25 protein-coding genes are annotated in these 25,804 nt (G+C 67.1%); 15 read left to right on the forward strand and 10 right to left on the reverse strand.

All coding sequences use genetic code 11. The features are described 5' to 3' along the window. The first annotated feature begins 155 nt into the window (after positions 1-155). The 12 genes from dnaA (at position 156) to HDC36_RS18660 (ending at position 13,513) form a co-directional block, all read left to right on the forward strand. Positions 156-1,496, forward strand: coding sequence for a chromosomal replication initiator protein DnaA (gene dnaA, locus HDC36_RS18605; protein WP_179570243.1), 1,341 nt, complete (start codon positions 156-158; stop codon positions 1,494-1,496). A 325-nt stretch (positions 1,497-1,821) separates the two neighbouring features. Continuing rightward, positions 1,822-2,922, forward strand: coding sequence for a DNA polymerase III subunit beta (gene dnaN / locus HDC36_RS18610; protein ID WP_179570245.1), 1,101 nt, complete (start codon positions 1,822-1,824; stop codon positions 2,920-2,922). Positions 2,923-3,283: 361 nt separating this feature from the next. Continuing rightward, entirely contained in the window at positions 3,284-4,384 is a 1,101-nt protein-coding gene (gene recF, locus HDC36_RS18615) for a DNA replication/repair protein RecF (RefSeq protein ID WP_179570247.1), read from the forward strand. A 113-nt stretch (positions 4,385-4,497) separates the two neighbouring features. After that, positions 4,498-6,960, forward strand: a complete 2,463-nt coding sequence (gene gyrB / locus HDC36_RS18620; RefSeq protein ID WP_179570249.1) for a DNA topoisomerase (ATP-hydrolyzing) subunit B — start codon at positions 4,498-4,500, stop codon at positions 6,958-6,960. A gap of 79 nt (positions 6,961-7,039) precedes the next feature. Further along, positions 7,040-7,891: a CPBP family intramembrane glutamic endopeptidase gene (locus tag HDC36_RS18625; protein WP_179570251.1), complete on the forward strand. Its 852-nt coding sequence runs from the start codon at positions 7,040-7,042 to the stop codon at positions 7,889-7,891. A 67-nt stretch (positions 7,892-7,958) separates the two neighbouring features. Continuing rightward, positions 7,959-8,765 (forward strand): M48 family metallopeptidase, encoded by an 807-nt coding sequence (locus HDC36_RS18630; RefSeq protein ID WP_179570253.1) that lies wholly within the window; start codon positions 7,959-7,961, stop codon positions 8,763-8,765. 157 nt (positions 8,766-8,922) lie between these two features. Further along, a complete protein-coding gene (locus HDC36_RS18635) occupies positions 8,923-10,116 on the forward strand; it encodes a tetratricopeptide repeat protein (protein ID WP_179570255.1) in 1,194 nt (397 codons plus the stop codon). Between the two features lie 151 nt (positions 10,117-10,267). Beyond that, positions 10,268-10,942, forward strand: coding sequence for an energy transducer TonB (locus HDC36_RS18640; RefSeq protein ID WP_179570257.1), 675 nt, complete (start codon positions 10,268-10,270; stop codon positions 10,940-10,942). Between the two features lie 93 nt (positions 10,943-11,035). Next, positions 11,036-11,800, forward strand: coding sequence for a TonB-system energizer ExbB (gene exbB / locus HDC36_RS18645; protein WP_179570259.1), 765 nt, complete (start codon positions 11,036-11,038; stop codon positions 11,798-11,800). Between the two features lie 42 nt (positions 11,801-11,842). After that, a complete protein-coding gene (locus HDC36_RS18650; protein WP_179570261.1) occupies positions 11,843-12,268 on the forward strand; it encodes a biopolymer transporter ExbD in 426 nt (141 codons plus the stop codon). Positions 12,269-12,271: 3 nt separating this feature from the next. Continuing rightward, the gene (locus tag HDC36_RS18655; RefSeq protein WP_039004766.1) at positions 12,272-12,685 is read left to right on the forward strand and encodes a biopolymer transporter ExbD; all 414 of its coding nucleotides are present in this window, start codon (positions 12,272-12,274) and stop codon (positions 12,683-12,685) included. Between the two features lie 420 nt (positions 12,686-13,105). Beyond that, complete coding sequence (locus HDC36_RS18660) at positions 13,106-13,513, forward strand: biopolymer transporter ExbD (RefSeq protein WP_179570263.1); 408 nt, start codon at positions 13,106-13,108, stop codon at positions 13,511-13,513. Between the two features lie 488 nt (positions 13,514-14,001). On the opposite strand, the gene HDC36_RS18665 is transcribed toward HDC36_RS18660, so the two are convergent. The 3 genes from HDC36_RS18665 to cls form a co-directional block, all read right to left on the reverse strand. Beyond that, a complete protein-coding gene (locus tag HDC36_RS18665; protein ID WP_179570265.1) occupies positions 14,002-14,754 on the reverse strand; it encodes a pyridoxine 5'-phosphate synthase in 753 nt (250 codons plus the stop codon). Positions 14,755-14,767: 13 nt separating this feature from the next. After that, entirely contained in the window at positions 14,768-15,037 is a 270-nt protein-coding gene (locus HDC36_RS18670; RefSeq protein WP_179570267.1) for a hypothetical protein, read from the reverse strand. A gap of 209 nt (positions 15,038-15,246) precedes the next feature. Further along, a complete protein-coding gene (gene cls, locus HDC36_RS18675) occupies positions 15,247-16,719 on the reverse strand; it encodes a cardiolipin synthase (RefSeq protein ID WP_179570269.1) in 1,473 nt (490 codons plus the stop codon). A 108-nt stretch (positions 16,720-16,827) separates the two neighbouring features. Here cls and HDC36_RS18680 point away from each other — a divergent pair, with 108 nt between their 5' ends. After that, positions 16,828-17,913 carry a PA0069 family radical SAM protein gene (locus HDC36_RS18680; RefSeq protein ID WP_179570271.1) on the forward strand — a complete coding sequence of 362 codons (1,086 nt, stop codon included), beginning with the start codon at positions 16,828-16,830 and terminating at the stop codon, positions 17,911-17,913. A gap of 216 nt (positions 17,914-18,129) precedes the next feature. Here HDC36_RS18680 and HDC36_RS18685 read toward each other — a convergent pair whose 3' ends face one another. Next, positions 18,130-18,837: a 2OG-Fe(II) oxygenase gene (locus HDC36_RS18685; protein ID WP_179570273.1), complete on the reverse strand. Its 708-nt coding sequence runs from the start codon at positions 18,835-18,837 to the stop codon at positions 18,130-18,132. Between the two features lie 71 nt (positions 18,838-18,908). Here HDC36_RS18685 and HDC36_RS18690 point away from each other — a divergent pair, with 71 nt between their 5' ends. Next, a complete protein-coding gene (locus HDC36_RS18690) occupies positions 18,909-19,463 on the forward strand; it encodes a nucleoside 2-deoxyribosyltransferase (RefSeq protein WP_255432809.1) in 555 nt (184 codons plus the stop codon). 155 nt (positions 19,464-19,618) lie between these two features. Here HDC36_RS18690 and HDC36_RS18695 read toward each other — a convergent pair whose 3' ends face one another. The 5 genes from HDC36_RS18695 to HDC36_RS18715 form a co-directional block, all read right to left on the reverse strand. Continuing rightward, positions 19,619-19,885: a hypothetical protein gene (locus HDC36_RS18695; RefSeq protein ID WP_179570275.1), complete on the reverse strand. Its 267-nt coding sequence runs from the start codon at positions 19,883-19,885 to the stop codon at positions 19,619-19,621. A 70-nt stretch (positions 19,886-19,955) separates the two neighbouring features. Further along, a complete protein-coding gene (locus tag HDC36_RS18700; RefSeq protein ID WP_179570277.1) occupies positions 19,956-20,396 on the reverse strand; it encodes a DUF2267 domain-containing protein in 441 nt (146 codons plus the stop codon). Between the two features lie 142 nt (positions 20,397-20,538). Next, a complete protein-coding gene (locus HDC36_RS18705) occupies positions 20,539-21,171 on the reverse strand; it encodes a LysE family translocator (protein WP_179570279.1) in 633 nt (210 codons plus the stop codon). A gap of 359 nt (positions 21,172-21,530) precedes the next feature. Then, positions 21,531-21,854 (reverse strand): hypothetical protein, encoded by a 324-nt coding sequence (locus HDC36_RS18710; protein WP_179570281.1) that lies wholly within the window; start codon positions 21,852-21,854, stop codon positions 21,531-21,533. A gap of 185 nt (positions 21,855-22,039) precedes the next feature. Beyond that, positions 22,040-23,056, reverse strand: a complete 1,017-nt coding sequence (locus HDC36_RS18715; protein ID WP_179570283.1) for a class 1 fructose-bisphosphatase — start codon at positions 23,054-23,056, stop codon at positions 22,040-22,042. Between the two features lie 97 nt (positions 23,057-23,153). On the opposite strand from HDC36_RS18715, the gene HDC36_RS18720 reads away from it, so the two are divergent. Next, on the forward strand, positions 23,154-24,389 hold the full coding sequence (locus tag HDC36_RS18720; RefSeq protein ID WP_179570286.1) for a DUF4010 domain-containing protein: 1,236 nt from the start codon (positions 23,154-23,156) through the stop codon (positions 24,387-24,389). A 129-nt stretch (positions 24,390-24,518) separates the two neighbouring features. Here the strand turns inward: HDC36_RS18720 and HDC36_RS18725 are convergent, their stop codons facing one another. After that, the gene (locus tag HDC36_RS18725; RefSeq protein ID WP_179570288.1) at positions 24,519-25,721 is read right to left on the reverse strand and encodes an amino acid aminotransferase; all 1,203 of its coding nucleotides are present in this window, start codon (positions 25,719-25,721) and stop codon (positions 24,519-24,521) included. Between the last annotated feature and the right edge of the window lie 83 nt (positions 25,722-25,804).

Genomic DNA, 25,804 nt, shown 5'->3' on the forward strand with positions numbered 1-25,804 from the left:
GCTGCCTGTGGATGGATCTGTGAATAGATACGGGAAAACCATTCCAGACCCTGCGTGCCGATGGTAGTCTGACCCATCCGCTTTCCTCTTCTCACCGGCCGAGTGCGCCGCGATCGTTCGCGCCTCACGCCTGGTCTCTCAATGAATTACATCTGATGGATGCTTGGCCCCGTTGCCTGGAACGTCTGGAAGCTGAATTTCCAGCCGAGGACGTTCACACCTGGTTGAAACCGCTGCAAGCCGAACAGCGCCATGACAACAGCATGGTCCTGTACGCCCCGAACGCCTTCATCGTCGAACAGGTGCGCGAGCGCTACCTGGCGCGGATCCGCGAACTGATGACCTATTTCGCCGGCAGCGGCGAAGTGGCGTTGCAGGTCGGCTCGCGTCCGCGCGCGCCGGAGCCGGTGGCCCCGGTCGCCAGCGATGCGGCCGCCGCGCGCACGCCGCCGGCGCCGTTGCTGGAACCGTTCGCCGGCAACCTCGACTCGCACTACACCTTCGCCAACTTCGTCGAAGGCCGCAGCAACCAGCTCGGCCTGGCCGCGGCCACGCAGGCGGCGCAGAAGCCCGGCGACCGCGCGCACAACCCGCTGCTGCTGTACGGCAGCACCGGCCTGGGCAAGACCCACCTGATGTTCGCCGCCGGCAACGCGATGCGCGAGCAGAACCCCAACGCGCGGGTCATGTACCTGCGCTCGGAACAGTTCTTCAGCGCGATGATCCGCGCGCTGCAGGACAAGACCATGGACCAGTTCAAGCGCCAGTTCCAGCAGGTGGACGCGCTGCTGATCGACGACATCCAGTTCTTCGCCGGCAAGGACCGCACCCAGGAAGAGTTCTTCCACACCTTCAACGCACTGTTCGACGGCCGCCAGCAAATCATCCTGACCTGCGACCGCTACCCGCGCGAGGTCGAAGGCCTGGAGCCGCGGCTGAAGTCGCGCCTGGCCTGGGGCCTGTCGGTGGCGATCGATCCGCCCGACTTCGAGACCCGCGCGGCGATCGTGCTGGCCAAGGCGCGCGAACGCGGCGCCGAGATCCCCGACGACGTGGCGTTCCTGATCGCCAAGAAGATGCGCTCCAACGTGCGCGACCTGGAAGGCGCGCTCAACACGCTGGCCGCCCGCGCCAACTTCACCGGCCGCGCGATCACCACCGAGTTCGCCCAGGAGACGCTGCGCGATCTGCTGCGCGCGCAGCAGCAGGCGATCGGCATCCCCAACATCCAGAAGACCGTGGCCGACTACTACGGCCTGCAGATCAAGGACCTGCTGTCCAAGCGCCGCACCCGCTCGCTGGCGCGGCCGCGGCAGGTGGCGATGGCGTTGACCAAGGAACTGACCGAACACAGCCTGCCGGAGATCGGCGATGCGTTCGCCGGCCGCGACCACACCACCGTGCTGCACGCCTGCCGGCAGATCAAGCACCTGATGGAGACCGACGGCAAGCTGCGCGAGGACTGGGACAAGCTGATCCGCAAGCTGAGCGAGTAGCGGGCCGGCACTGCGCTGGAGAGGCGCGGATCCGCACCCTTGCGAACGCGCCGGTGCGGCATGGTCGGAAGCGACGGATAAATCGGTGCATGACTTCGCGACAAATCCGGTAGAAACTGTGGATAAAGTGCAGCGCGGCGGCGCCGGCAAAACTATCCACAGGTTTCCCCACCCCTTCAGGGGCAGTAATACCCGGGATTGAGAGGGCGAAAAACCCTTGCATTCCAGATAGTTAAGCTACCTTTGCACCGAAAATCGCTCTACCATCACCACCAAGCTTTTGATTTATTCCATATCTTTTTAAAGCATAGGGGCACGGAACCACATGCGTTTCACACTGCAGCGCGAAGCCTTCCTCAAGCCATTGGCGCAAGTCGTCAATGTGGTCGAACGCCGCCAGACCTTGCCGGTTCTGGCCAACTTCCTGGTGCAGGTGCACGACGGGCAACTGTCGCTGACCGGTACCGACCTGGAAGTGGAAATGGTGTCGCGTATCGCGGTCGACGACGCCCAGGACGGCGAAACCACGATTCCGGCACGCAAGCTGTTCGAGATCATTCGGGCGCTGCCCGACGGCAGCAAGATCACCGTCTCGCAGACCGGCGACAAGATCACCGTGCAGGCCGGGCGTAGCCGCTTCACCCTGGCCACGCTGCCGGCCAACGATTTCCCCTCGGTCGACGAAGTGGAAGCCACCGAGCGGGTGCTGGTCCCGGAAGCGGCGCTGAAGGAACTGATCGAGCGCACCGCGTTCGCGATGGCGCAGCAGGACGTGCGCTACTACCTCAACGGCCTGCTGTTCGACCTGCGCGACCAGACTCTGCGCTGCGTGGCCACCGATGGCCATCGCCTGGCGCTGTGCGAGACCGAACTGGAGAACGCCGGCGGCGCCAAGCGCCAGATCATCGTGCCACGCAAGGGCGTGACCGAGCTGCAACGCCTGCTGGAAGGCGGCGATCGCGAGGTCGAGCTGGAAGTGGGCCGCAGCCACGTGCGGGTCAAGCGCGACGATGTCACTTTCACCTCGAAGCTGATCGACGGCCGTTTCCCGGATTACGAAGCGGTGATCCCGATCGGCGCCGACCGCGAGGTCAAGCTGGATCGCGAGGCGCTGCGCGCCGCGCTGCAGCGTGCGGCGATCCTGTCCAACGAGAAGTACCGCGGCGTGCGCGTGGAAGTCTCGCCGGGCCAGCTGAAGATCAGCGCGCACAACCCCGAGCAGGAAGAAGCGCAGGAAGAGATCGAGGCCGACACCAAGGTCAGCGACCTGGCGATCGGCTTCAACGTGAACTACCTGCTCGACGCGCTGTCGGCGCTGCGCGAGGAGTTCATCGTGATCCAGCTGCGCGACGCCAACTCCTCGGCCCTGGTCCGCGAGGCTAGCAGCGCCCGCTCGCGCCACGTGGTGATGCCGCTGCGCCTCTGACCTGCGCAGAGAACTCGTGTTCCACGTGGAACACAACAAGAAACCCGGCCTCGCGCCGGGTTTTATTTTGCCCGGGTGAGCCGGCGTTCTTTACGCCCTGACCTGCTCCCTGTCGGAGCGACTTCAGTCTCGACGGGGCCCTACCGCTGCCGATTGATGTCTCCAGGAACACGCCTTGGGGCGCGAATGGCCTCGCAGGACCAGCCATTGCCCAGGCTCGCCGACCGCATCGACCCAAACCCCCGATCGCCAGGCGCCGCCCGCGACAGGACGTTCGCGACAGCTTTGGGTATGCTGCCGCCCTCCCCTGATGAGCCGACCCGCGTGCGCCCGGTGCGAGCGCCTCGCCCCGATTCCGCGTATGCACGTCTCCCGCCTCGATCTTCATCACCTGCGCCGCTTCGCCGCGCTGGAACTGGCGCCTGCGCCGGGCTTGAACCTGATCACCGGCGACAACGGCGCCGGCAAGACCACCATCCTCGAGGCCATGCACCTGATGGCTTACGGCCGCAGCTTCCGCGGGCGGGTGCGCGATGGCCTGGTCAGCCAGGGCCAGGACGCACTGGACGTGTTCGTCGAATGGCAGGAACGCGGCCCGGAGCCGCAGCAACCGCGCCGCCGTCGCGCCGGGCTGCGCCATAGCGGGCAGGACTGGCGTGGCCGGCTCGATGGTGAAGACGTCGCCTACCTCGGCACGCTCTGCGCGGCGTTGGCGGTGGTCACCTTCGAACCGGGGAGCCATGTGCTGGTCAGCGGCGGCGGCGAACCGCGCCGGCGTTTCGTCGATTGGGGCTTGTTCCACGTGGAACCTGACTTCCTGGCGCTGTGGCGTCGCTATGCGCGGGCGCTCAAGCAGCGCAATGCCCTGCTGAAAAGCGGCGGCGGCGGCGCGGCCCTGGATGCCTGGGACCACGAGCTGGCCGAGGCTGGCGAACCGCTCACCTCCTGCCGCGAGCACTACCTGGAACGCCTGCTGCAGCGCCTGTTGGCGCTGGGCCCGGAGTTGGCGCCAGCGCTGGGCATCCATCACCTGCAGTTCGCGCCGGGCTGGCGCCGCCACGAGGTGCCGCTGGCCGATGCGCTGTTGCTCAACCGCGAGCGCGACCGCCAGTACGGCTATACCTCGGTCGGGCCGCACCGTGCCGACTGGAGCCTGGAGTTCGCGGCCATCCCCGGTCGGGACGCGTTGTCGCGCGGCCAGGCCAAGCTCACCGCCCTGGCCTGCCTGCTGGCCCAGGCCGAGGACTATGCCGAGCAACGCGGCGAGTGGCCGGTGATCGCCCTGGACGACCTGGCCTCGGAACTGGACCAGCACCACCAGCGGCGCGTGCTGCAGCGGCTGCAGGCCGGGCCGGCGCAGGTGTTCGTCACCGCGACCGAAACCCCGCAGGCCCTGGCCGACATGGCGTTGCCGATCGCGCGGTTCCACGTGGAACATGGGCGCCTGCTGGTCCAGCCTTAGGCTCGCGGGGGCTGGGTGCCCGTGGCTGCTATAATTCCTGTCATTCCCTTATCGAGCGGCGCGAACCGGCCCCGGCCTGTCTTCGCCGCCTTGTGGAGCCTACGGCACGCGCAATGACCGACGAACAGAACACCCCACCAAGCACCGGCAACTACGACGCGAACAGCATCACCGCCCTGGAAGGCCTCGAGGCGGTTCGCAAGCGGCCTGGGATGTACATCGGCGACGTCCATGACGGCACCGGCCTGCATCACATGGTGTTCGAGGTCGTCGACAACTCCATCGACGAGGCCCTGGCCGGACACGCCGACCACGTCTCGGTGACGATCCACGCCGACGGTTCGGTATCGGTGTCGGACAACGGGCGCGGTATCCCGGTCGGCAAGCACGAGCAGATGAGCAAGAAGCTCGGCCGCGAGGTGTCGGCGGCCGAGGTCGTGATGACCGTGCTGCACGCCGGCGGCAAGTTCGACGACAACAGCTACAAGGTCTCCGGCGGTCTGCACGGCGTCGGCGTCAGCGTGGTCAACGCGCTGTCGGAGAAGCTGCTGCTGGACGTGTTCCAGGGCGGCGCCCATTACCAGCAGGAATTCAGCAACGGCGCGGCCGTCGCCCCGCTCAAGAAGCTGGGCGAGACCGGCAAGCGCGGGACGACCGTTCGTTTCTGGCCATCGGTCCTGGCGTTCCACAACAACGTGGAATACCACTACGACATCCTGGCGCGTCGCCTGCGCGAGCTGTCCTTCCTCAATTCCGGGGTCAAGATCGTGCTCGCCGACGAGCGCGGCGAAGGCCGCCGCGACGACTTCCACTACGAAGGCGGCATCCGCAGCTTCGTCGAGCACCTGGCGCAGCTGAAGACCCCGCTGCACCCGCACGTGATCTCGGTCAGCGGCGAGCACAACGGCATCACCGTGGAAGTGGCGCTGCAGTGGACCGACTCCTACCAGGAGACGATGTACTGCTTCACCAACAATATCCCGCAGAAGGACGGCGGCACCCACCTGGCCGGCTTCCGCGGCGCGCTGACGCGCGTGCTCAATACCTACATCGAGCAGAACGGCATCGCCAAGCAGGCCAAGATCAACCTGACCGGCGACGACATGCGCGAAGGCATGATCGCTGTGCTGTCGGTGAAGGTGCCGGATCCGAGCTTCTCCAGCCAGACCAAGGAAAAGCTGGTCAGTTCCGACGTGCGGCCTGCGGTGGAGACCGCGTTCGGCGCGCGCCTGGAGGAATTCCTGCAGGAAAACCCCAACGAGGCCAAGGCCATCGCCGGCAAGATCGTCGATGCCGCACGCGCCCGCGAGGCCGCGCGCAAGGCGCGCGACCTGACCCGCCGCAAGGGCGCGCTGGACATCGCCGGCCTGCCAGGCAAGCTGGCCGACTGCCAGGAGAAGGATCCGGCGCTGTCGGAGCTGTTCATCGTCGAGGGCGACTCGGCAGGCGGCTCGGCCAAGCAGGGCCGCAACCGCAAGAACCAGGCGGTGCTGCCGCTGCGCGGCAAGATCCTCAACGTGGAACGCGCGCGCTTCGACCGCATGCTGGCCTCCGACCAGGTCGGCACGCTGATCACCGCGCTGGGCACCGGCATCGGCCGCGACGAGTACAACCCGGACAAGCTGCGCTACCACCGCATCATCATCATGACCGACGCCGACGTCGACGGCGCGCACATCCGCACCCTGCTGCTGACGTTCTTCTACCGGCAGATGCCGGAGCTGATCGAGCGCGGCTACATCTACATCGGCCTGCCGCCGCTGTACCGGCTCAAACAGGGCAAGCAGGAGCTATACCTGAAGGACGACAACGCGCTCAACGCCTACCTGGCCAACAGCGCGGTCGAGGGGGCCGCGCTGATTCCCGCCAGCAACGAGCCGCCGATCACCGGTGCGGCGCTGGAGAAGCTGCTGCTGCTGTTTGCCAGCGCCAACGAGGCGGTGGCGCGCAATGCGCACCGTTACGATCCGGCGCTGTTGACCGCGCTGATCGACCTGCCGCCGCTGGACGTGGCGCAGCTGGAAGCCGAGGGCGACCGCCACCCGAGCCTGGAGGCCCTGCAGGCCGTGCTCAACCGCGGCAGCCTGGGCACCGCCCGCTACGAGCTGCGCTTCGAATCGGCAAATGAGCAGAAATCGGCGACGTTGACTGTTGTTCGTCGCCACATGGGCGAAGAACTGATCAGTTGGGTGCCCATGGCGGCTTTCGAAGGCGGCGAACTGCGTCCGCTGCGCGAGGTCGCGCTGGCGTTGAACGGGCTGGTCCGCGAAGGCGCGCAGATCGTGCGCGGCAACAAGACCCAGTCGATCAGCAGCTTCGCCCAGGCGCATGCCTGGTTGTTCGACGAGGCCAAGAAGGGCCGGCAGATCCAGCGCTTCAAGGGCCTGGGCGAAATGAACGCCGAGCAGCTGTGGGAAACCACGGTGAACCCGGATACGCGTCGCCTGCTGCAGGTACGCATCGAGGACGCGGTGGCCGCCGACCAGATCTTCAGCACCTTGATGGGCGACGTGGTCGAGCCGCGCCGCGATTTCATCGAGGAAAACGCGCTGAAGGTCGCCAACCTCGACATCTGACGCGGCATCGCCGCCCCCCGGCTCGTGCCGGGGGCCGGCATCGTTCCGCTCCCCTAGCCTGCTCTCGCCCAGGATCGCGATGACCTCGCTGCCGTCGCCTACGCCCGCCACGCCCCCGCTCACCCAGGCCGCGCCGCCGTCCGGCTGGGGCAAGCCGGTGCTCGGTTTCGTCCTCGACGTGCTGCTTGCCGCGGTCGTGCTGTTGGCCGTCAGCGTGCTGTCCGGCCTGGTCTGGGGCGTGGTGCGCGGCTTCCAGGTCACCATGGAACTGCGGGCGCAGGGCATTGCCGCCGATCGGCTGGCCTCGGCCGTGGCCTCCCAGCTCGGCCAGCCTGGGGCGCTGGCGCAGCTGCTGATCGCCCTGGTCAGCACCCTGTCCGCGGCCTTGCTGCTGTACTTCCTGCGCCGCCCGGCCAGCGCGGCCGAACGCCGCGCCTCCTGGCAGGCCGCGCGCGTGCCGGCGACCTGGGGTTGGGTGCTGCTGGTCGCGGTGGCGGTGTTCGTGGGCAGCAGCGTGCTGTCCAACCTCGGCGCGCAGCTGGGGATCAAGCCGGTGCCGACCAACCTGCCGCTGATGCGCGAAGCGATGACGCAGATGCCGCTGTTCCTGGTCGTGTTCGCGGTGCTCATCGCCCCGGCCTACGAGGAACTGCTGTTCCGCCGCGTGCTGTTCGGGCGCCTGTGGGATGCCGGCCGGCCGCGGTTGGGCATGGTGCTCAGCGGCGCCGCATTCGCGCTGGTGCACGAATTGCCCGGCACCACCGGTAATGGCGTGGCCGAAACCCTGCAGCTGTGGCTGGTCTACGGCAGCATGGGCGCCGCGTTCGCATGGCTGTACAAGCGCACCGGCACCTTGTGGGCGCCGATCGCCGCGCACGGGCTGAACAATGCCGTCGCTGTCGCGGCGTTGTACTGGTTTGGCACAACTTGAAGATTTGTTTGACGAAAAGTTAAGACGTGTGCCACCACACTGCGATGCGTGTCATAGGGGGACCCGTATGAAGAAGGTTGTACTGGGGGCATCGATCGCGGTGCTGCTGGCAGCGTGCGCGACTACCACTTCGCCGACCGGGCGTACCCAGGTCGTGGGTGGCGTATCGCAGCAGGAACTCGATCAGCTCGGCCTGAAGGCCTTTGCCGAGACCAAGGCCAAGGAGCCGATCGACTCCGATCCGAAGCGCAATGCCTACGTGCGCTGCGTGGTCAACGCCCTGGTCGCGCAGTTGCCGCCGCAGTGGCGCGGCACCGCATGGGAAACCGCCCTGTTCGACGACAAGGAACCCAACGCGTTCGCGCTGCCCGGCGGCAAGGTCGGCGTCAACAGCGGCATCTTTACCGTGGCCAAGAATCAGGATCAGCTGGCGGCGGTGCTCGGCCACGAGATCGGCCACGTGATCTCGCGTCACCACGAAGAACGCATCACCCGCCAGATGGGCACCCAGACCGGTCTCAGCCTGCTCGGCGCGCTGGCCGGCGCGCGCTACGGCAGCGCCGCGGCCGACACGGTGGGCCAGGTCGGCGGCATGACCGCGCAGGCCGCGTTCCTGCTGCCGGGTTCGCGCACCCAGGAAAGCGAGGCCGACGTGGTCGGCCAGCGGCTGATGGCGCAGGCCGGGTTCGACCCGGCGCAGGCGGTGGATCTATGGAAGAACATGATGGCCGCCGGCGGCCAGCGCCCGCCGCAATGGTTGTCCACCCACCCCGATCCCAGTGCCCGCATCGGCGAACTGCAACGCGATGTCGCTACGCTTGAGCCCGTGTATGCGCAGGCGCGCAGTGCCGGACGGACGCCGAAGTGCGGTTGAGCGCATCGGCGCCGCCGCGCGTGGGCGCGCGCCGTGCATGGCAATGCGTCCTAAAAACGTTTTCACCACGTACAGGTTTCTGTTAGTTTTGCTGGCTCGGCCCTGGATGGCCGCTCCGTCTTCCGTGCCGCTCAGGGCGGTTCCACCGAGGTGATCCATGAAATTCAGTATTCGCAAGCAAGCGCTGTTGTCCCTGGTGATCACTGCTGCCCTCGGCGGCGCGGTGGTGACCGACGCTGTCGCGCAGTCCGATCGTTCCGAGCAGCGCTCCTCGCGCAAGTCCAAGAACGAAAAGGCCGCGGTGATGTTCCCCAACGCCACCCGCCAGGAGCCGACCGGCAAGCCGTCGGCCAAGCTCGGCAGCAAGCTGCAGAAGCTGATCGACACCTATAACAAGGGCGAGGACTACGCCGGCGTGCGCACCCAGGCCGACGAGATCCTGGCCAATAGCGCGGCCAACGAATACGACAAGTCGATCGCCGCGCAGCTGGCCGCGCAGGCCGCCTACAACCTGGACGACAGCAAGGCCGCCAAGCAGTACCTGCAGCAGGCGATCCAGTTCAACGGCCTGGACAACAACGGCCACTTCCAGTCGATGCTGATGCTGGCGCAGCTGCAGCTGCAGGACGACGAGACCGCCGCCGGCCTGGCCTCGCTGGACAAGTTCCTGGCCGAATCCAAGTCGACCCGCCCGGAAGACCTGATCCTCAAGGGCCAGGCGCTGTACCAGACCGAGCGCTACCAGGAGGCGATCCCGGTGCTGCAGCAGGCCATCGCCGCCTCGCCCCAGCCCAAGGACAGCTGGAACCAGCTGCTGATGGCGTCCTACGCCGCCGCCGGGCAGACCGGTGAAGCGGTCAAGGCCGCCGAAGCGCTGGCGGCGAAGACGCCGAACGACAAGAAGGCCCAGCTCAACCTGGCCAGCATGTACATGCAGGCCGACCAGATGGACAAGGCCGCCGCGGTGATGGACAAGCTGCGTGCCGCAGGGCAGTTGACCGACGAGAAGGAGTACAAGCAGCTGTACTCGATCTACGCCAACACCGACAAGAAGGAAAAGGACGTCATCTCGGTCATCAACGAAGGCCTGCAGAAGGGCATCCTCAAGCCTGACTACCAGACCTATCTGGCGCTGGCGCAGTCGTACTACTACACCGACCAGGTGCCGCAGGCGATCGAGAACTGGCAGAAGGCCGCGCCGTTGTCCAAGGACGGCGAAACCTATCTGAACCTGGCCAAGGTGCTGCACCAGGAAGGCCGCATCCCGGAAGCCAAGCAGGCCGCGCAGCAGGCGCTCGCCAAGGGCGTCAAGAAGCCGGAAGACGCCAAGAAGATCATCAATCTGAAGTAAAAAGCAAAAAAAGCCCCCGAAAACCAGTGCTTAAAGTAGTGCAGGTCGCAGGGATTGGTATAAGCTTGGAGGTTCCTGCGGTGTCAAGCCGCCTGAACTGGGATTCAGATTCGTCGCGAATCCCGGCCCCCCTAAATCGAGTCATTGGCGCATGACGGAACAATTGGTCATCAATCGGCATTACGACAGAGATGAAGCTTCCGGCCTCAGCTGGCCGCGCATCATCGGTATTGCCTTCGTAATCGCACTGCATCTGGCAGCGCTGATGTTGTTGCTGATTCCAGCCGTTGCGCCGAAGGCGGCAGCGGAGAAGGAACGCAACATCGTCGTCACCCTGGTCGACGCCCCGCCGCCGCCGCCACCCCCGCCGCCGCCGCCGCCGAAGCCGCCGGAGACCCCGCCGCCGCCGGTCAAGAACCTGGCCCCGCCGAAGCCGACCCCGTTGCCGCCGCCGCCGGAAGCCCCGGTGATCGATGTGCCGGAGCCGCGCCCGAGCGACATCGCCACGCCGCCGTCGCCGCCGTCGCCGCCTGCTGCCGCGACCGACATCGGCGCCAGCGTCGATATTTCGTCGAAGAACATGAACCCGCCGAAGTACCCGCCGTCCGCATTCCGGTCGGGCGCGGAAGGCGAGGTGATCCTGATCATCGATGTCGATGCAAACGGTAACGTCACCAACGTTTCCGTCGAGAAATCCAGCCGCAATCGCGATCTGGACCGCGCCGCCATGGAAGCAGCGCGCAAGTGGCGGTTCAATTCCGCTGTCGTCAATGGACAGAAGACCGCCGGCCGCGTCCGCGTACCGGTCAACTTCGCGCTGAACTGATACAAAGGCAGCAGGCCGGCGCACCCGCCGGTCTGCAGGCCCTGTCTACTCTTTGCACCACCCTCATCACCACACACAACAAAGGTAAGCGTCATGCTGCAGGAAATTTTCATCGCCGCTGCTGCGGGGGGCAACAACGCATCGAACGCCCTGTCGCAGATGGGCTTCGAGCACCTGATCACCGAGATGACCTCCAAGCCGGGTGACTTCGCCGTCTCCTGGGTGGTGCTCATCACCCTTATCATCATGTCGGCGTCGTCCTGGTACTGGACCGTCATCAACATCTTCCGCGCCACCCGTCTGAAGGGCCAGGCCGATCGCGTCACCAGCCTGTTCTGGGACACCCCGAACGCGCAGGACGCCATCCGTGCGATGGAAGAGCAGCCGGCCAGCGAGCCGTTCTCGAAGATCGCGCTCGACGCCGCTCAGGCCGCTGCGCACCACCAGCGCGCCGAAGCCGGTGCCGGTACCGGCCTGGGCGAGACCCTGAGCCGTTCGGAGTTCGTCGACCGCGCCCTGCGTCAGGCCGTGACCCGCGAAAGCACCAAGCTGCAGTCGGGCATGACCCTGCTGGCCACCGTCGGTGCGACCGCGCCGTTCGTCGGTCTGCTGGGTACGGTGTGGGGCATCTACGGCGCGCTGATCAAGATCGGTGCCACCGGCTCCGCCTCGATCGACGCCGTTGCCGGCCCGGTTGGTGAAGCGCTGATCATGACCGCGATCGGTCTGTTCGTCGCGATCCCGGCCGTGTTCGCGTTCAACTTCTTCAGCAAGGTCAACAGCTCGACGATCGCCAAGTTCGATACGTTCGCCCACGACCTGCATGACTTCTTCGCCACTGGTTCGCGCGTTCGCTGATCCGCGGTCGAGTAGTCCACGCAACGATTAACGGAGCCCGTTATGGCTTTCAGTAGTGGTAACAGCGGCGGCCCCATGGCCGACATCAACGTCACGCCCCTCGTGGACGTGATGCTGGTGCTGCTGATCATCTTCATCATCACGGCACCGCTGATGTCCCACAAGGTCAAGGTGGAGTTGCCCGAAGCCAACCTCAAGCAGAACCCGGACGAAGCGGAAAAACGCCCAAATCCGATCACGCTGGCGGTCAAGGAAGACGGGTCGCTGTACTGGAACGACGAGCCGATTTCCAAGGAAGCCCTGGAATCGCGCTTCTCCACCGCTGCCCAGCAGACCCCGCAGCCGCCGCTCAACCTGCGTGGCGACCGCACGACCAAGATGCGTACGATCAACGAGATCACCAAGATCGCGCAGGGTCAGGGCATGCTGGACGTCGGCTTCGTTGCGACCAAAGAGAAGGGGAACTGAGCCATGGCGTTCAGCTCAGGAAGCGGCCGTGGTCCCATGGCCGACATCAACGTCACGCCGCTGGTCGACGTGATGCTGGTGCTGTTGATCATCTTCATCGTGACCGCGCCGATCATGACCTACCCGATCGACGTGGACCTGCCGCAGCGAGTGATCAACCCGCCGCCGCAGTTGCGCGATCCGCCGCCGCCGATCGATCTGCGTATCGATGCGTCGAACCAGCTCTTCTGGAACAACAGCCCGGTGGCTGTGACGGCGCTTCCGCAGATGATGGAAAACGAAGTACAGCGCGATCCGACCAACCAGCCGGAACTGCGCATCGATGCCAATCCGGATTCCGAATACGAAGTGATGGCCAAGGTGCTGGCCGCCGCCAAGAATTCGGACATGAAAAAGATCGGCTTCGTGCAGCAATAAGCTCTACCGCAACACCTCAGTCATGACGCGACTGCAACGCCACCGGCAACGGTGGCGTTTTTTTTGGGCGGCGTCGTGCAAACCGGCAGGAGATCGACGCCGGCATACGACTGCTCGCAGGTTCGGCAACGCGCCGTCGGACCCATTGTGGGAGGCGACTTCAGTCCCGACCGGCTGCACTCTCGATGCAACGCCTGTCGGCAACCGACGACCGTTTGCGCCGAAAGCCGATGCTTTCCTCCTCCTGGCCCATAAGCGGAAAACCGCGTTGGCAGACGGCTGCGCGATGCGCCGCGGTGCCGCACCGCCAATCACGCCCCACGGCATCCCCAGCGTCCTGCGCCTGGCCCCTCGCGCGACGCCCGGTCCCAGGTGTAGGCTGGAGACGCGACACCACAACCACAGGACAGGAGGCAGGCCATGGCTTTCAGTACCGCAGGGAACCGGGGACCGTTGTCGGAAATCAATGTCACGCCGCTGGTCGATGTCATGTTGGTGCTGTTGATCATCTTCATCGTGACCGTGCCGCTGGTGACGCGGCCGATCACCATGAACCTGCCGCAGCGGGTCGACACGCCGCAGCGGCCGCTCGAGCCGCCGCCGCCGATCCAGTTGCGCCTGGACGCCAGCGGCCAGCTGTTCTGGAACGCCAGTCCCCTGCCCCTGGCCGAGCTGCAGCCGCGGCTGCAGGAGGCGATGGCGCAGGCCGCCGGCAACACCCCGGAGCTGCGCATCGAGGCCAACCCCGATGCCGAATACGAGGTGATGGCCAAGGTGCTGGCCGCGGCCAAGAACGCGCAGGTGGACCGCATCGGCTTCGTGCAGTGATACGTTCTAGCGCAACAACTCCGCCGTGACGGATTGCAAACGCCACCGGCAACGGTGGCGTTCTTTTGTTTGGCGATGGAGCGAAAACAAAAGTGCCAGTGTCGGTTTTGCTGTGGCGTCGGTTGGGCCGATATAACTTCTCGAGAAGAGCGAGCTTCCGATCGCCACGGTGCAGCGCACGCCCGATCCATATGAAATGGATTGGCTCCCGAATGCGCGCGCTCCGCTTTTACCGTCCAGTGCGGCACTAGCGCCGGCTGACAATGCCCATCGTGGGAGCGACTTCAATCGCGACGAGCTCTATCGATAAGGCCCGTCGCGACTGAAGTCGCTCCCACAGGTCGCAATTGGCATAGCGATTCGCAACGGGGCGGCCCAGGCCATTGGTTCCGACGGCCTCAGGTCGGCAGGCTCGGCCGTTGCCGATGGCCTGCTCTCCCCCAGAGACTCCCGCACAAGCTCCCGTCTCTGCTCGAAACGCAGATGGGCTACCGCGCAGCAGCCAGGATCTCGAGATACGCCTTCACCGTGGCATCGAGTCCGGCGTACAGCGCCTCGCCGATCAGCGCGTGCCCGATCGACACCTCCAGCACCTGCGGCACCGCGGCCAGGAACGCGCCAAGGTTGGCTTGGGCCAGATCGTGGCCGGCATTGACGCCGAGACCGGCGGCCTGGGCACGGCGTGCGGCCGCGGCGAAGGCGGCCGGCGCTGCGGCGTCGCCGCGGTCGAACGCTTCCGCATACGGCCCGGTGTACAGCTCGACGCGGTCGGCGCCGAGTTCGGCGGCGCGTGCCAGGTCCGGGTTGTCGGCATCCACGAACAGGCTGACACGGCAGCCCAGGGCCTTCAGCTCGGCGATCAGCGGGCGCAGCCGTTCGCTGTCGCGAGCGAAGTCGAAGCCATGGTCGGAGGTCAGTTGGCCGTCGCCGTCCGGCACCAGGGTGGCCTGCGCCGGACGCACCTGCGCGCACAGCGGAATCAGCCCCGGATAGCCCGGCCGCGGTGGCGCGAACGGATTGCCTTCGATGTTGAATTCCACGCCGCGCGCGCGGGTCAGCTCGGCCAGCGCCAGCACGTCCTCGGCGTGGATGTGGCGCCGGTCCGGGCGCGGGTGCACGGTGATGCCGTGCGCGCCGGCGTCCAGGCAGGCGCGCGCCGCCTCGAGCACGCTCGGCAGTTCGCCGCCGCGCGAATTGCGCAGCACCGCGATCTTGTTGACGTTGACGCTGAGTCGGGTCATCGGCGGGCAGCGCCTACGAGGAGATCGCGTCGTCGCTGGCCGCGGCGGCCGCCGCGCGGCGGGCCTCGGCCTGTTCGCGCAGCCGGCGCAGCTCGGCCGGATCGATCATCGGCGCCGCATCGCGTTGGCTGGCGTCGCCGATCTTGGCCACGTACCAGCCGCGCGCCCAGGCCAGCAGGAATCCCAGCGCCGCCAACAAGGCCAGCACCAGCAACGACATGTGCGGCGTGGAGAACGCCAGGACGAAGGCAGCGAGCGCGAGCAGCAGAAAAAGCCAGTACATGACGATCTCCCCAAGGATGGGCGCAGTGTAGCGCCGCCCGGGCGACCGGTTCCACGGCGAACCGTCGGAACCGGCGGCATGCCGCCATTCGAGCCGAGCCCGCAGGGTCTCGCTCGCATACGTCCGCGGCCGCTTCGTCCGGGCGTGGACGTCCCCGCTCCCTGGCACGCGCAAGCAAGGCGCGACCTGTCCGGGGGTCGACGACGCGCCTACAGCAGCGGCGAGGTCAGCCGCGCCATCGCCTCGGGCAACCGGTAGCGCCACAGCGAACGCTTGCGGTCGTCGCGCACCTGCACCGCATCGGCGATCTCGCGGCCGATCAGCGTGGCCAGCTCCTGGGTCATCTGCCGGTCGCGGAACATCGCCGAGACTTCGAAATTGAGGCGGAAACTACGGTTGTCGAAATTGGCGCTGCCGACGATGCACAGTTCCTCGTCGACGATCAGCGCCTTGCTGTGCAGCATGCGCGGGCCGTACTCGTAGATCTTGACCCCGGCCTGCAGCAATTCGTCGAAATACGAGCGCGCCGCCAGCGTCACCAGCCGCGAATCGCTGCGCTTGGGCACCAGCAGGCGCACGTCGAGCCCGCCCAGCGCGGCCGAGGTCAGCGCCATGCGCGCGGCCTCGCCCGGCACGAAATACGGCGTCACCAGCCACACCCTGCGCTGCGCCTCGTAGATCGCCGCCACCTGCATGCGGTGGATGCTCTCCCACGACGAATCCGGACCGGACACCAGCACCTGCGCCTGGATCGCGCCGTCGTCGCGGCCGGGCATGTCGTGCGGCCAGATCTTCGCCATGTCGAAGGCGTCGCGGCCCTGGCGGGTGGCGTACAGCCAGTCCTCGACGAACACCAGCTGCAGGCTGCGCACCACGTGGCCCTCGCAGCGCACGTGCAGGTCGCGGTAGGCGTCGGGGCGCAGCGCCTCGTTCTCCTCGTCGGTGACGTTGATGCCGCCGGTGAAGCCGATGCGCCCGTCGATCACCACGATCTTGCGGTGGGTGCGCAGGTTGACCCACGGCCGCTTGAACTTGAACGGGCGCAGCAGCTGGGTGGGATGGAACCAGGCCGCCTCGCCGCCGGCGTCCAGCAGCGGCTGCAGGAAGCGCTTGCGCACCTGCGAGGAACCCACCGCATCCAGCAGCAGGCGCACCTTGACCCCGGCGCGGGCGCGCTCGACCAGCGCGTCGCGGATGCGCGTGCCGCTGCGGTCGGGATTGAAGATGTAGTACTCCAGGTGCACGTGGTGCTGCGCGGCGGCGATGTCGCGCACGATCGCGTCGTAGGTGGCGGCGCCGTCGACCAGCCATTGCGCGGTGGTCGCCGAACTCGGCGCCAGGCCGGTGGTGGCCTGGGCGATCTTGGCCAGCTCGGTACAATCGGCGTCGGGCGGGCAGACGCTGCTGTAGTGCTCCATGCCCGAGCGCGAGCGGCCGCGGCGCAGGCGCTGCCGCTTCACCTTCTGCGGCCCGAGCAGGTAGTAGATGACGAAGCCCAGGTACGGCAGCGCCGCCAGCGACAGCACCCAGCTCAGCGTCGCCGCCGGCTCGCGCTTCTGCAGCACGATCCAGCCGCTCAGCCACAGGATGTACAGCAGATAGGCGGCGGTGAGGTAGGCGCCGAAATGGGGAATGCCGGTCAGCCAGTCCCAGGTGTTCTGCAGGGTCGCGAATACGAACATCGGCGGATTCTACGGGGCCGGCGCGGCTCCTGCGCGTGGCGCTGAAAGATTCAGCGTTGCCCGCGTGCCGTCGCAGTGGCTGAGACCGTGGCGGCGTAGCCTGTGCCGATGAGCACGGCCATCAAGGGACGCGGCGCCGGCAGCCACCTGCCCGGCCGCTTCGAACGCACCATCAGCCAGGCCGAGGACGACGGCTGGCATCCCGACGACAGCGAGGAATTCGCTGCGCCGCGGCTGCGCACCGAGGTGCGCGAGGAGACCGCGCGCAGCATCATCAGCCGCAACCAGTCGCCGGACGTGGGTTTTTCGCAGTCGGTCAACCCGTATCGCGGCTGCGAACACGGCTGCAGCTACTGCTTCGCGCGTCCCAGCCACGCCTACCTGAACCTGTCGCCGGGGCTGGACTTCGAGACCCGCCTGTTCGCCAAGACCAATGCGCCGGAATTGCTGCGCCGCGAACTGGCCAAGCCCGGCTACGTGCCCAGCCCGATCGCGCTGGGCATCAACACCGACGCCTACCAGCCGATCGAGCGCAAGCTGCAGCTGACCCGGCGCCTGATCGAGGTGCTGTGGGAAACCCGCCATCCGTTCTCGCTGATCACCAAGAACGCGCTGGTCGAGCGCGACCTGGACCTGCTGGTGCCGTTGGCGCGCGAGAACCTGGTCAGCGTGCACTTCTCGGTGACCTCGCTGGACCCGCGCCTGTCGGCGCGGCTGGAGCCGCGCGCCTCGGCGCCGCACGCGCGGCTGCGCGCGATGCGCACCCTGCACGAGGCCGGGGTGCCGGTGGGGGTGATGGTGGCGCCGGTGATCCCGTGGATCAACGACCACGAGCTGGAAGCGGTGCTGGAGGCAGCCCATGCCGCCGGCGCCGACTCGGCTGGCTACGTGCTGCTGCGGCTGCCGCACGAGGTCGCGCCGCTGTTCCGCGACTGGTTGCAGGCGCACCATCCCGACCGCGCCGCGCACGTGATGAGCACGGTGCAGCAGCTGCGCGGCGGCAAGGACTACGACGCCACCTTCGGCAAGCGCATGCGCGGCGAAGGCGTCTATGCCGACCTGCTGGCGCGGCGCTTCGCGCTGGCGCACAAGCGGCTGGGCTACGCGGAACGCACGCGCCCGGCGCTGGACTGCAGCCGCTTCGTCAGGCCGCTGCCGCCGCGTGCGCCCTCGCCGCAGGGCGTGCTGTTTTGAGGCGGGGATTCGGGAGTCGGGATTGGGGATTCGTAAGAGTGCGCAAAGGCGTGCTGCGGTAGCCGCTGCTTCGTCCCTAGCTTCGCCGGAAGGCGGCCGCGGTGACCGGGATAGATCCGGCTGGCGAAGAGAACGTGCGCCCGTCAGTGGCCAAACAAAAGCCGGCAGGCCAACAGCCGCCGCATCCCGCTGTTGCGAATCCCCAATCCCGACTCCCTACTCCCGGCCGTAAAGCGCCTGCGCCGACTGGAACAGGATCCAGCTGGTGGCGATGAACTTGTCGCCGCCCTGCGGGCGGTTGCCACGGTGGGTGTGGGTGAACGCGGTCGGCGCGATCAGCAGGCTGCCGGCGCGCGGCGCGATCTTGCGCTGCTGGAACAGGAACTCGGTTTCGCCGTCCTGAAAGTCGTCGTTGAGGTACAGCGTCCACAGCAGATGCCGGTGCAGGGTCTCAGCGCCGGGATCGCGCGGGTACAGCTCGCAATGCCAGTACGGATAGCCGCCTTCGCCCGCGGCGTACCACTGCAGGTTGATCGCGCCCGGACGCAGGCAGGTGCGGGCCAGGTTGGACAGCGCCGCGTCGTCGAGCAGCGCGAAATCGTCGGCGCCGAGCCGGTGCGGCTGGCCGTCGGCGCCGGGCACCTGCAGCATCAGCGGCGAGATCAGCGCCTGCGGGTACTTGCGCAGATAGCCGAGCAGGCCGGCGAATACCGCCTGCTGCAGCCGCTGTTCCACGTCTCGCCACGGCTCCAGGCCGCTGATGCGCAGGTCGCGGCTATGCTTGAGCTCGGGGAATACGCCGCTGCCGACCTCGCCCGGCTGCAACTGCGTACTGCCGCGCAGGCGGCGCATGATCGCGGCGCAGTCCTCGCGGGACATGGCGCCATCGAAGACCTCGATGAAATCGGGAGTGGCATCGGACATCGCGCGACCTTACCAGCGATCCCGCGGCATCGCAGCTGTGTCGTTGGCATCCCTCCATGTGCGCGCCGACAATGAGCGCCCCACTGCCCACCCTGCCCTCGCCGATGATCCGCACGCTGTACCTCGCCGGCCCCGACGTGTTCCGCCCCGATGCCGCCGCCCGCGGCGAGGCCTTGAAGGCGCTGTGCCGCGAATTCGGATTCGATGGCCTGTTCCCGCTGGACCAGGCGGTGCCGGCGCACATCGCCGACCCCGCCGCGCAGGCGCGCTGGATCTATGAGGCCAACATCGGCCTGATCGCGCAGGCCGATGCGGTACTGGCCAACCTGGACTTCTTCCGCGGCCCGGAGCCGGACAGCGGCACCTGCTTCGAGGTCGGCTACGCCGTCGCCCTGGGCAAGCCGGTGTACGGCTACATCCCCGACGACGGCAGCTTCGCCCAGCGCATCCGCGCCCGCCATCCCGGCGCGATCGGCGCCGACGGCCGCGTCGACACCCACGGCTGGCACTTCGAGGAATTCGGCCTGCCGCTCAACCTGATGCTGGCGGTCCCGGCGCCGCTGGTGGTCGGCGACGCGCGGCGCGCGTTGGCGCGGTTGCGGGAGGATCTGGGCGTGGAGGGATAGGTACAGGCGCGCTGAGCGAAGCGGCATGAGGACCGGTCGCGCGCGCCGTTCGTGTCAACCAACAACCATAGAAATCGTGACCGTAGACTCGACCGGTTGGACCAGGCGCAACCACTACCGGTACCGCTACGAAGGAACGTTGATCTCCTGGGAGCTCAGCTTCCTTTCGAAGAACTGCCACGAATCGAATAGCCGAGCAACACCAGCCACGCGATCAGGGCCAGCAGCGTCGGCAACTGGAACTTGCTCGACGTGCCGAGGGTGAAGCTCCTCGCCGCAAAGAAGATGAGCACCCACAGCGCCACGTTGGCGATCACGATCGGCCGGCGCGAACGGTGCCGGGTGAGCCAGGAAATGACGCTCGGCATCAGCGCGACCGGCGCTGTGGCGAAGAAGAACATGAGGAAGACCGTCTGGTTCATCGCAATCCTGTTCCCTGCCGCCCTCCCAAGATGGGGCGTTTCAACTTGAAAGGTACCTTCTTGGGCAGGCTCAGGCGACGTGAACGGACGGCGCGACGGACCAGAACGCGGCGGCGCCGGCAGGCAGCGTCGCCAATACCCGGTCCAGCTCGGCGTTGTCGACGTTCCTGCGCAATGCCTGGGCGACCGCCTGCACCGCGTTGGGCGGGGCGAAATTGTGCGCGGCGCGAACCGAGCGGACTTCCGCCAACAAGTCCTCATCCGGGCCGAACGCCAGGATCGGCGCTTCGCTGTCCCAGCCTTCGACGAACAGCGCACGCAGCACTGGCGGCAGGATGTCGGCAAAACGGAGGCCTTCCTGGACAGTGAGGCGACGCCGGAAGGTGTGCAGCACGCCGACCACCATGTTCCAGGCCATGTTGGTCGTCGCCAGATCCGAAGCGTCACGCGCATCGACCATGAAGCGTTCGAACTCCAGCGATGCGTTTTGGTATGCGAAGGGCCATGTCATGCGTGGATCGCCTGATGCTGTGGCCAAACCGTGCGCCGAAGCGGCCTGGCCGGAGTGAAGGGATGCTCCGCAGCGCAATCATCGCGCGGACGGCAATCGACGGCGGGCTACGGCATCCCTGTCCGCCGCCGCGGCCCTGCCGCTACTGCGGCCGGAAGCGCAACAGCACGACGCCGAACCCGATGAAGATGGTGCCGACGACGCGGTCGAACAGCCGACGCAGGCCGGGCCGGGACAGGTAGCGGCGGATGCCGTGCCCGCCGATGCCGTAGACCGCGTACCAGAACAGCTCGCACGCGGCGAAGGTCGCCACCAGGATCGCGAATTGCGGCCACTGCGGCTGGGTCTTGTCGACGAACTGCGGCAGGAACGCGGCGGCGAACAACAGCAGTTTGGGATTGCTCAATCCGATCGCCAGCCCGCCACGGAACAACTGCAGCGGCGACAGCGACGCAGTCAGGGGCGGTGCGCCTTGCGGGTCCAACGGCGCCTCTCCGCTACGCCAGGCGGCGATTCCCAGCCACAGCAGATAGCCGACGCCGGCGTAGCGCAGCACCTCGAACACGCGCGGCGACGCGTCCAGCACCGCGCCCAGGCCCGCCGCCGACGCCAGCAGCACCAGCACTACCGCCAGCAGGCAGCCGGCCATCGCCAGCAGGCTGCGGCGTACGCCGAAACGCACGCTGCGCGTCATCACGTGCAGCATGTTCGGCCCCGGCGTGCCCGACAACACGAACACCGTCAGCAAGAACATCCACCAGACATGCAGGCTCATGGCGCAGCGGCTCGCGGGAAGTGATATCGCATCGTAGCAACGGCGCGGAACGTACGCCATGCAGGGAGCGCCGTCGCCCGCCACTCACGGAGTGCCGCACGACTTCCAGGCGGCGAATGCCGCTGTCAGGCCTGCGCACGGCGACGGCGAAGCGGGAACCGGCGGCGGTCGAACGGCGTGCAGGCAGTGAGGATCACAGACATCGCTGTTGCCGTCGAATGATCGAGTCAAGCCATGCCGCGATGAGCCCCTGGTATGAGCTTGCTGCTATGCACTGCAACAGCGCATGGCGCATGAGGAACCACGCACGCATGAAGAATCGGAAATTCTATCGCCGATTTATGAAAATCAGGATATGGCTAATACAACAGATCGACGTAATAGATTCTCTTCGCTCCGAAAGCGCCGCATCCCTGGGTCGAGGTGTACTGAAGCACCACGGTTGTCCTGGAACTCGCCGCCGAGAGGATCGCCGAATATTTTTCTTTGGCCAGCTGGTCGCTTGAAAAATCTATGACCCATCTGCCATCGGATGCGCATTCGTTGTTCGTTGGCTGGTCCTCGATCCACACCGATGCGTAACTGCCTTCGACGACCACGCGCGATATCTTTCCTCGCTGAGTGGTGTCCGCAAAAGCAAAGCCGGAGACAAGAAGTAATAGCAGGCCAAGTGCAAACTTCATTCAATCCCCCTGTTCGATCAAAAAATAATGTACCGACTGAATTTCTGGCATCTAAAGCCAGAAGAAATCCCGAGGCACCCGATTCGTGCACATGCATCCGCCATGTGGTGTCTTCCCCCGAAGACAACTACCCACATGCGACACAGGCAGAAGCCGCCTGCGCCGCATGACTGGTAAATGACGACCTAGCCCCGCTTGTCGTCGTATTCCGTATGGTACCGCACCGCCTCGGCCACTTCGTTCTTCGAACCCAGGAACACCGGCACGCGCTGGTGCAGCTGCTCCGGTTGCAGGCCGAGGATGCGCTCGCGGCCGGTGCTGGCGGCGCCGCCGGCCTGTTCGACCAGCAGGCCCATCGGGTTGGCTTCGTACATCAGGCGCAGCTTGCCGGCCTTGCCCGGGTCCTTCTTGTCCCACGGGTAGATGAAGATGCCGCCGCGGGTCAGGATGCGGTGCACGTCGGCCACCATGCTGGCGATCCAGCGCATGTTGAAGTTCTTGCCGCGCGCGCCTTCGCTGCCGGCGAGCAGATCGGCCACGTAATGCTGCATCGGCGCTTCCCAGTGGCGCTGGTTGGACATGTTGATCGCGAACTCGGCGGTGTCCTCGGGGATGCGCATGTCGGCCTGGGTCAGCAGGAAGCTGCCTTCCTCGCGTTCCAGGGTGAAGGCATGGGTGCCGTGGCCCAGGGTCAGCACCAGCATCGTGCTGGGGCCGTAGATGCAGTAGCCGGCGGCGACCTGGGCGGTGCCCGGTTGCAGGAAGTGTTCGTCGCCGGGCTTGTCGGTGCCGGGCGGCGCGCGCAGCACCGAGAAGATGGTGCCGACGGAGACGTTGACGTCGATGTTGGAGCTGCCGTCCAGCGGATCGAACAGCAGCAGGAAGTCGCCGCTGGGATATTTGTCGGGCACCGGCTGGCTGTGGTCCATCTCCTCCGACGCGCAGGCGGCCAGGTGGCCGCCCCAGGCGTTGGCTTCGAGCAGGATGTCGTTGCTGAGCACGTCCAGTTTCTTCTGCGCCTCGCCCTGCACGTTGCCGGTGCCGGCGTCGCCGAGCACGCCGCCCAGGGCGCCCTTGCTGACTGCGATGGAGATGCGCTTGCAGGCGCGGGTCACGATGGTGATGAGCTGGCGCAGTTCCGGGCCGATGCGGCCGGCATGCTGTTCTTCGATCAGGAAGCGGGTCAGCGAGGTTCGCGACATGGGCGCAGGCAGCCTTTCGTGGGGGATTGACCGCCATTGTCGGGATTGCGGCCCACACTGCCAAGCGCGGCTATGCTGGGCGCAACGGGGAGCGATCATGGCGCTGGAGTTGGAACCTGCACTGGTGCGCACGCTGGCAGCGGCGCTCGGACTGGGTTTGCTGATCGGGCTGGTGCGCGAGCGCGGCGGTGCCGCGCACCGTGTCGCGGGATTGCGCACGCATGCGCTGGCCGCGGTGGCGGGGGCGGTGGCGCTTGGCCTGGGCGAGGCGAGCTTCGTGGTGGTGATCGCGACCATCGGCGTGTTCTCCGCGCTGGCGTATCGCAACACGCGCGCGCGCGATGCGGGTCTCACCGGCGAGGTGACGCTGCTGCTGACCGGGCTGCTCGGTGGCCTGGCGACGCGGATGCCGGCGGTGGCCACGGCCCTGGGAATCGTGGTGGCGCTGTTGCTGTACGCCAAGGCGCCGTTGCACCGCTTCAGTCGCACGGTGCTCAGCCAACGCGAGGTGGCCGATGGCTTGCTGTTGCTCGCCGCCGCGCTGGTGGTGCTGCCGCTGCTGCCCGATCGCGGCTACGGCCCGCTGGGTGCGATCAATCCGGCCAAGGTGTGGCGGCTGGTGGTGTTGGTGATGGTGGTCGGTGCGCTCGGCCACGTCGCGCTACGCGTGGTCGGCAATCGCTGGGGGCTGGCGATCGCCGGCCTGTTGGCAGGCTTCGTGTCGTCCACCGCGGCGGTGCTGGATTTCGGCCGCAAGGTGCGCGCGGATCCGACGCTGCTGCGGCCGGGTGTGGCGGCGGCGTTGTTCGCCAACCTGGCCTCGCTGAGCCTGTGTGTGCCGATCCTGCTGACGATCTCGCCGTCGCTGCTGCAGCTGTTGTGGCCGGAACTGGCCGCGGCCGGGGCCACGCTGCTGGTCGGTGGGGTGCTGGGGTTGCGCGCCGGCGACGGCAACGAACCGCCACTGGCGACCGCACAGGGGCGCATGTTCCGCTTCGGCCAGGCGTTGGGTTTTGCAGCGGTGCTGGCGGGGTTGACCTGGGGATCGGCGCTGCTGGCAGGCTGGATCGGGCCCGCTGGCGCGATCGCCGCTTCGGTCGTCTCGGCGTGCGCCGAACTGCACGCGGCGGTGGCCACGATGGCCACGTTGGCCGGAACCGGCGAGATCGCCGCGGACAGTGCGCGGCCGTGGCTGCTGGGGCTGCTGGCGGCCAGCCTGGGAACCAAATCGGTGATTGCGTGGGTCAGCGGTGGGCAGGCGTATGGCCTGCGCGTGACCGCCGGTCTGCTAGCGGCGCTGCTGGCAGCAGCGGGCCCGCTGCTGCTGCGCTGACGGTGCGCGCGACAGATGCCCATGCTGCCGCTTCAACTATCCACTCTCCGCGACGCCTGGCGGTGAAACGCCGCGGAACGCCAGGACCGGCAGATGCAGGTCCTGGCGAGTGCAGCGCCGCCGTGCGGATCAGCCCTTGTGCACGGTGGCCACGGCCTGGGTCACGTAGTCCAGGTTGGCCTGGCTCAGCGCGGCCACGCAGATGCGGCCGGTGCCGACGGCATAGATGCCGAACTCTTCGCGCAGCCGGTCCACCTGCGCCTTGCTCAGGCCCGAGTACGAGAACATGCCGGCCTGCTGCTGGATGAAGCCGAACTCCGGCGCGCCGAGGGCGGCCAGCTTCTGCACCATGCCGGCACGCAGCGCGTGGATGCGCTCGCGCATTTCGGTCAGCTCCTGCTCCCACATCGCGCGCAGTTCGGGGCTGGTGAGCACGCCGGCCACCAGCGCGGCGCCGTGCGTGGACGGGCTGGAGTAGATGGTGCGGATGATGCGCTTGACCTGCGACTGCACCGCCTTGCTCTCGGCCGCGGTGGCCGAGACCACCGACAGCGCGCCGACGCGCTCGCCGTACAGCGAGAACGACTTGGAGTACGAGCTGGCGACCACGTAGCTGTCCACGCCGGCTTCGGCCAGCAGGCGCACCGCGTAGGCGTCTTCGTCGATGCCCTTGTCGAAGCCCTGGTAGGCGATGTCGACGAACGGGAACAGGTTGCGTTCCTTCAGCAGCGCGGCGACCGTGCGCCACTGCTCCTGGGTCAGGTCGGCGCCGGTCGGGTTGTGGCAGCAGGCGTGCAGCAGCACCACGGTGCCCGGCGCGAGCTTGTTCAGATCGGCGAGCATGCCGTCGAAGTTCAGGCCGTGCGTGGCCGCATCGAAATAGGTGTAGTCGACCACGTCGAAGCCGGCGGCCGAGAACACCGCGCGGTGGTTCTCCCAGCTGGGGTTGCTGATGGCGATGGTCGAGGTGGACAGCAGCTTTTTCAGCAGGTCCGCGCCCACGCGCAGCGCGCCGCTGCCGCCGATGGTCTGCGAGGTGGCGACGCGGCCGGCGGCCAGCAGCGGCGACTCGGCGCCGAACAGCAGCTTCTGCGTGGCCAGGTCGTACGCGGGCAGGCCGTCGATCGGCAGGTAGCCGCGCGGCTTGGCGTCCTGCGCCAGCTGCCGTTCGATCTGCTGGACGGCGCGCAGCAGCGGAATGCGGCCGCTCTCGTCGTAATAGATGCCCACGCCCAGGTTGACCTTGGTCGGGCGGGAATCGGCGTTGTAGGCCTCGGTCAGGCCCAGGATCGGGTCGCCTGGGACCTGTTCCACGTTTGCAAAGAAGGACACGGCGGTACTCGTTTGGTGGCGAAAGGTGGGGGCCGGGAGGGACCGGAGCCGGCGCGGTCAAACGCCCCATCCTAGCAAACGCA

Source organism: Xanthomonas sp. JAI131 (assembly GCF_013410075.1).
GTDB lineage: Bacteria > Pseudomonadota > Gammaproteobacteria > Xanthomonadales > Xanthomonadaceae > Xanthomonas_A > Xanthomonas_A bonasiae.

Bases quoted from the DNA above. Each gene is read 5' to 3' on its own strand.
- HDC36_RS18630 (WP_179570253.1), top strand. From the start codon at position 7,959: ATGAAGAAGGTTGTACTGGGGGCATCGATCGCGGTGCTGCTGGCAGCG.
- HDC36_RS18635 (WP_179570255.1), top strand. From the start codon at position 8,923: ATGAAATTCAGTATTCGCAAGCAAGCGCTGTTGTCCCTGGTGATCACT.
- HDC36_RS18705 (WP_179570279.1), bottom strand. From the start codon at position 21,171: ATGAGCCTGCATGTCTGGTGGATGTTCTTGCTGACGGTGTTCGTGTTG.
- HDC36_RS18625 (WP_179570251.1), top strand. From the start codon at position 7,040: ATGACCTCGCTGCCGTCGCCTACGCCCGCCACGCCCCCGCTCACCCAG.
- dnaA (WP_179570243.1), top strand. From the start codon at position 156: ATGGATGCTTGGCCCCGTTGCCTGGAACGTCTGGAAGCTGAATTTCCA.
- exbB (WP_179570259.1), top strand. From the start codon at position 11,036: ATGCTGCAGGAAATTTTCATCGCCGCTGCTGCGGGGGGCAACAACGCA.
- HDC36_RS18720 (WP_179570286.1), top strand. From the start codon at position 23,154: ATGGCGCTGGAGTTGGAACCTGCACTGGTGCGCACGCTGGCAGCGGCG.
- HDC36_RS18670 (WP_179570267.1), bottom strand. From the start codon at position 15,037: ATGTACTGGCTTTTTCTGCTGCTCGCGCTCGCTGCCTTCGTCCTGGCG.
- HDC36_RS18690 (WP_255432809.1), top strand. From the start codon at position 18,909: ATGAGCGCCCCACTGCCCACCCTGCCCTCGCCGATGATCCGCACGCTG.
- HDC36_RS18660 (WP_179570263.1), top strand. From the start codon at position 13,106: ATGGCTTTCAGTACCGCAGGGAACCGGGGACCGTTGTCGGAAATCAAT.
- cls (WP_179570269.1), bottom strand. From the start codon at position 16,719: ATGTTCGTATTCGCGACCCTGCAGAACACCTGGGACTGGCTGACCGGC.
- HDC36_RS18680 (WP_179570271.1), top strand. From the start codon at position 16,828: ATGAGCACGGCCATCAAGGGACGCGGCGCCGGCAGCCACCTGCCCGGC.
- HDC36_RS18655 (WP_039004766.1), top strand. From the start codon at position 12,272: ATGGCGTTCAGCTCAGGAAGCGGCCGTGGTCCCATGGCCGACATCAAC.
- HDC36_RS18640 (WP_179570257.1), top strand. From the start codon at position 10,268: ATGACGGAACAATTGGTCATCAATCGGCATTACGACAGAGATGAAGCT.
- HDC36_RS18715 (WP_179570283.1), bottom strand. From the start codon at position 23,056: ATGTCGCGAACCTCGCTGACCCGCTTCCTGATCGAAGAACAGCATGCC.
- HDC36_RS18695 (WP_179570275.1), bottom strand. From the start codon at position 19,885: ATGAACCAGACGGTCTTCCTCATGTTCTTCTTCGCCACAGCGCCGGTC.
- recF (WP_179570247.1), top strand. From the start codon at position 3,284: ATGCACGTCTCCCGCCTCGATCTTCATCACCTGCGCCGCTTCGCCGCG.
- HDC36_RS18665 (WP_179570265.1), bottom strand. From the start codon at position 14,754: ATGACCCGACTCAGCGTCAACGTCAACAAGATCGCGGTGCTGCGCAAT.
- HDC36_RS18710 (WP_179570281.1), bottom strand. From the start codon at position 21,854: ATGAAGTTTGCACTTGGCCTGCTATTACTTCTTGTCTCCGGCTTTGCT.
- HDC36_RS18650 (WP_179570261.1), top strand. From the start codon at position 11,843: ATGGCTTTCAGTAGTGGTAACAGCGGCGGCCCCATGGCCGACATCAAC.
- HDC36_RS18700 (WP_179570277.1), bottom strand. From the start codon at position 20,396: ATGACATGGCCCTTCGCATACCAAAACGCATCGCTGGAGTTCGAACGC.
- dnaN (WP_179570245.1), top strand. From the start codon at position 1,822: ATGCGTTTCACACTGCAGCGCGAAGCCTTCCTCAAGCCATTGGCGCAA.
- gyrB (WP_179570249.1), top strand. From the start codon at position 4,498: ATGACCGACGAACAGAACACCCCACCAAGCACCGGCAACTACGACGCG.
- HDC36_RS18685 (WP_179570273.1), bottom strand. From the start codon at position 18,837: ATGTCCGATGCCACTCCCGATTTCATCGAGGTCTTCGATGGCGCCATG.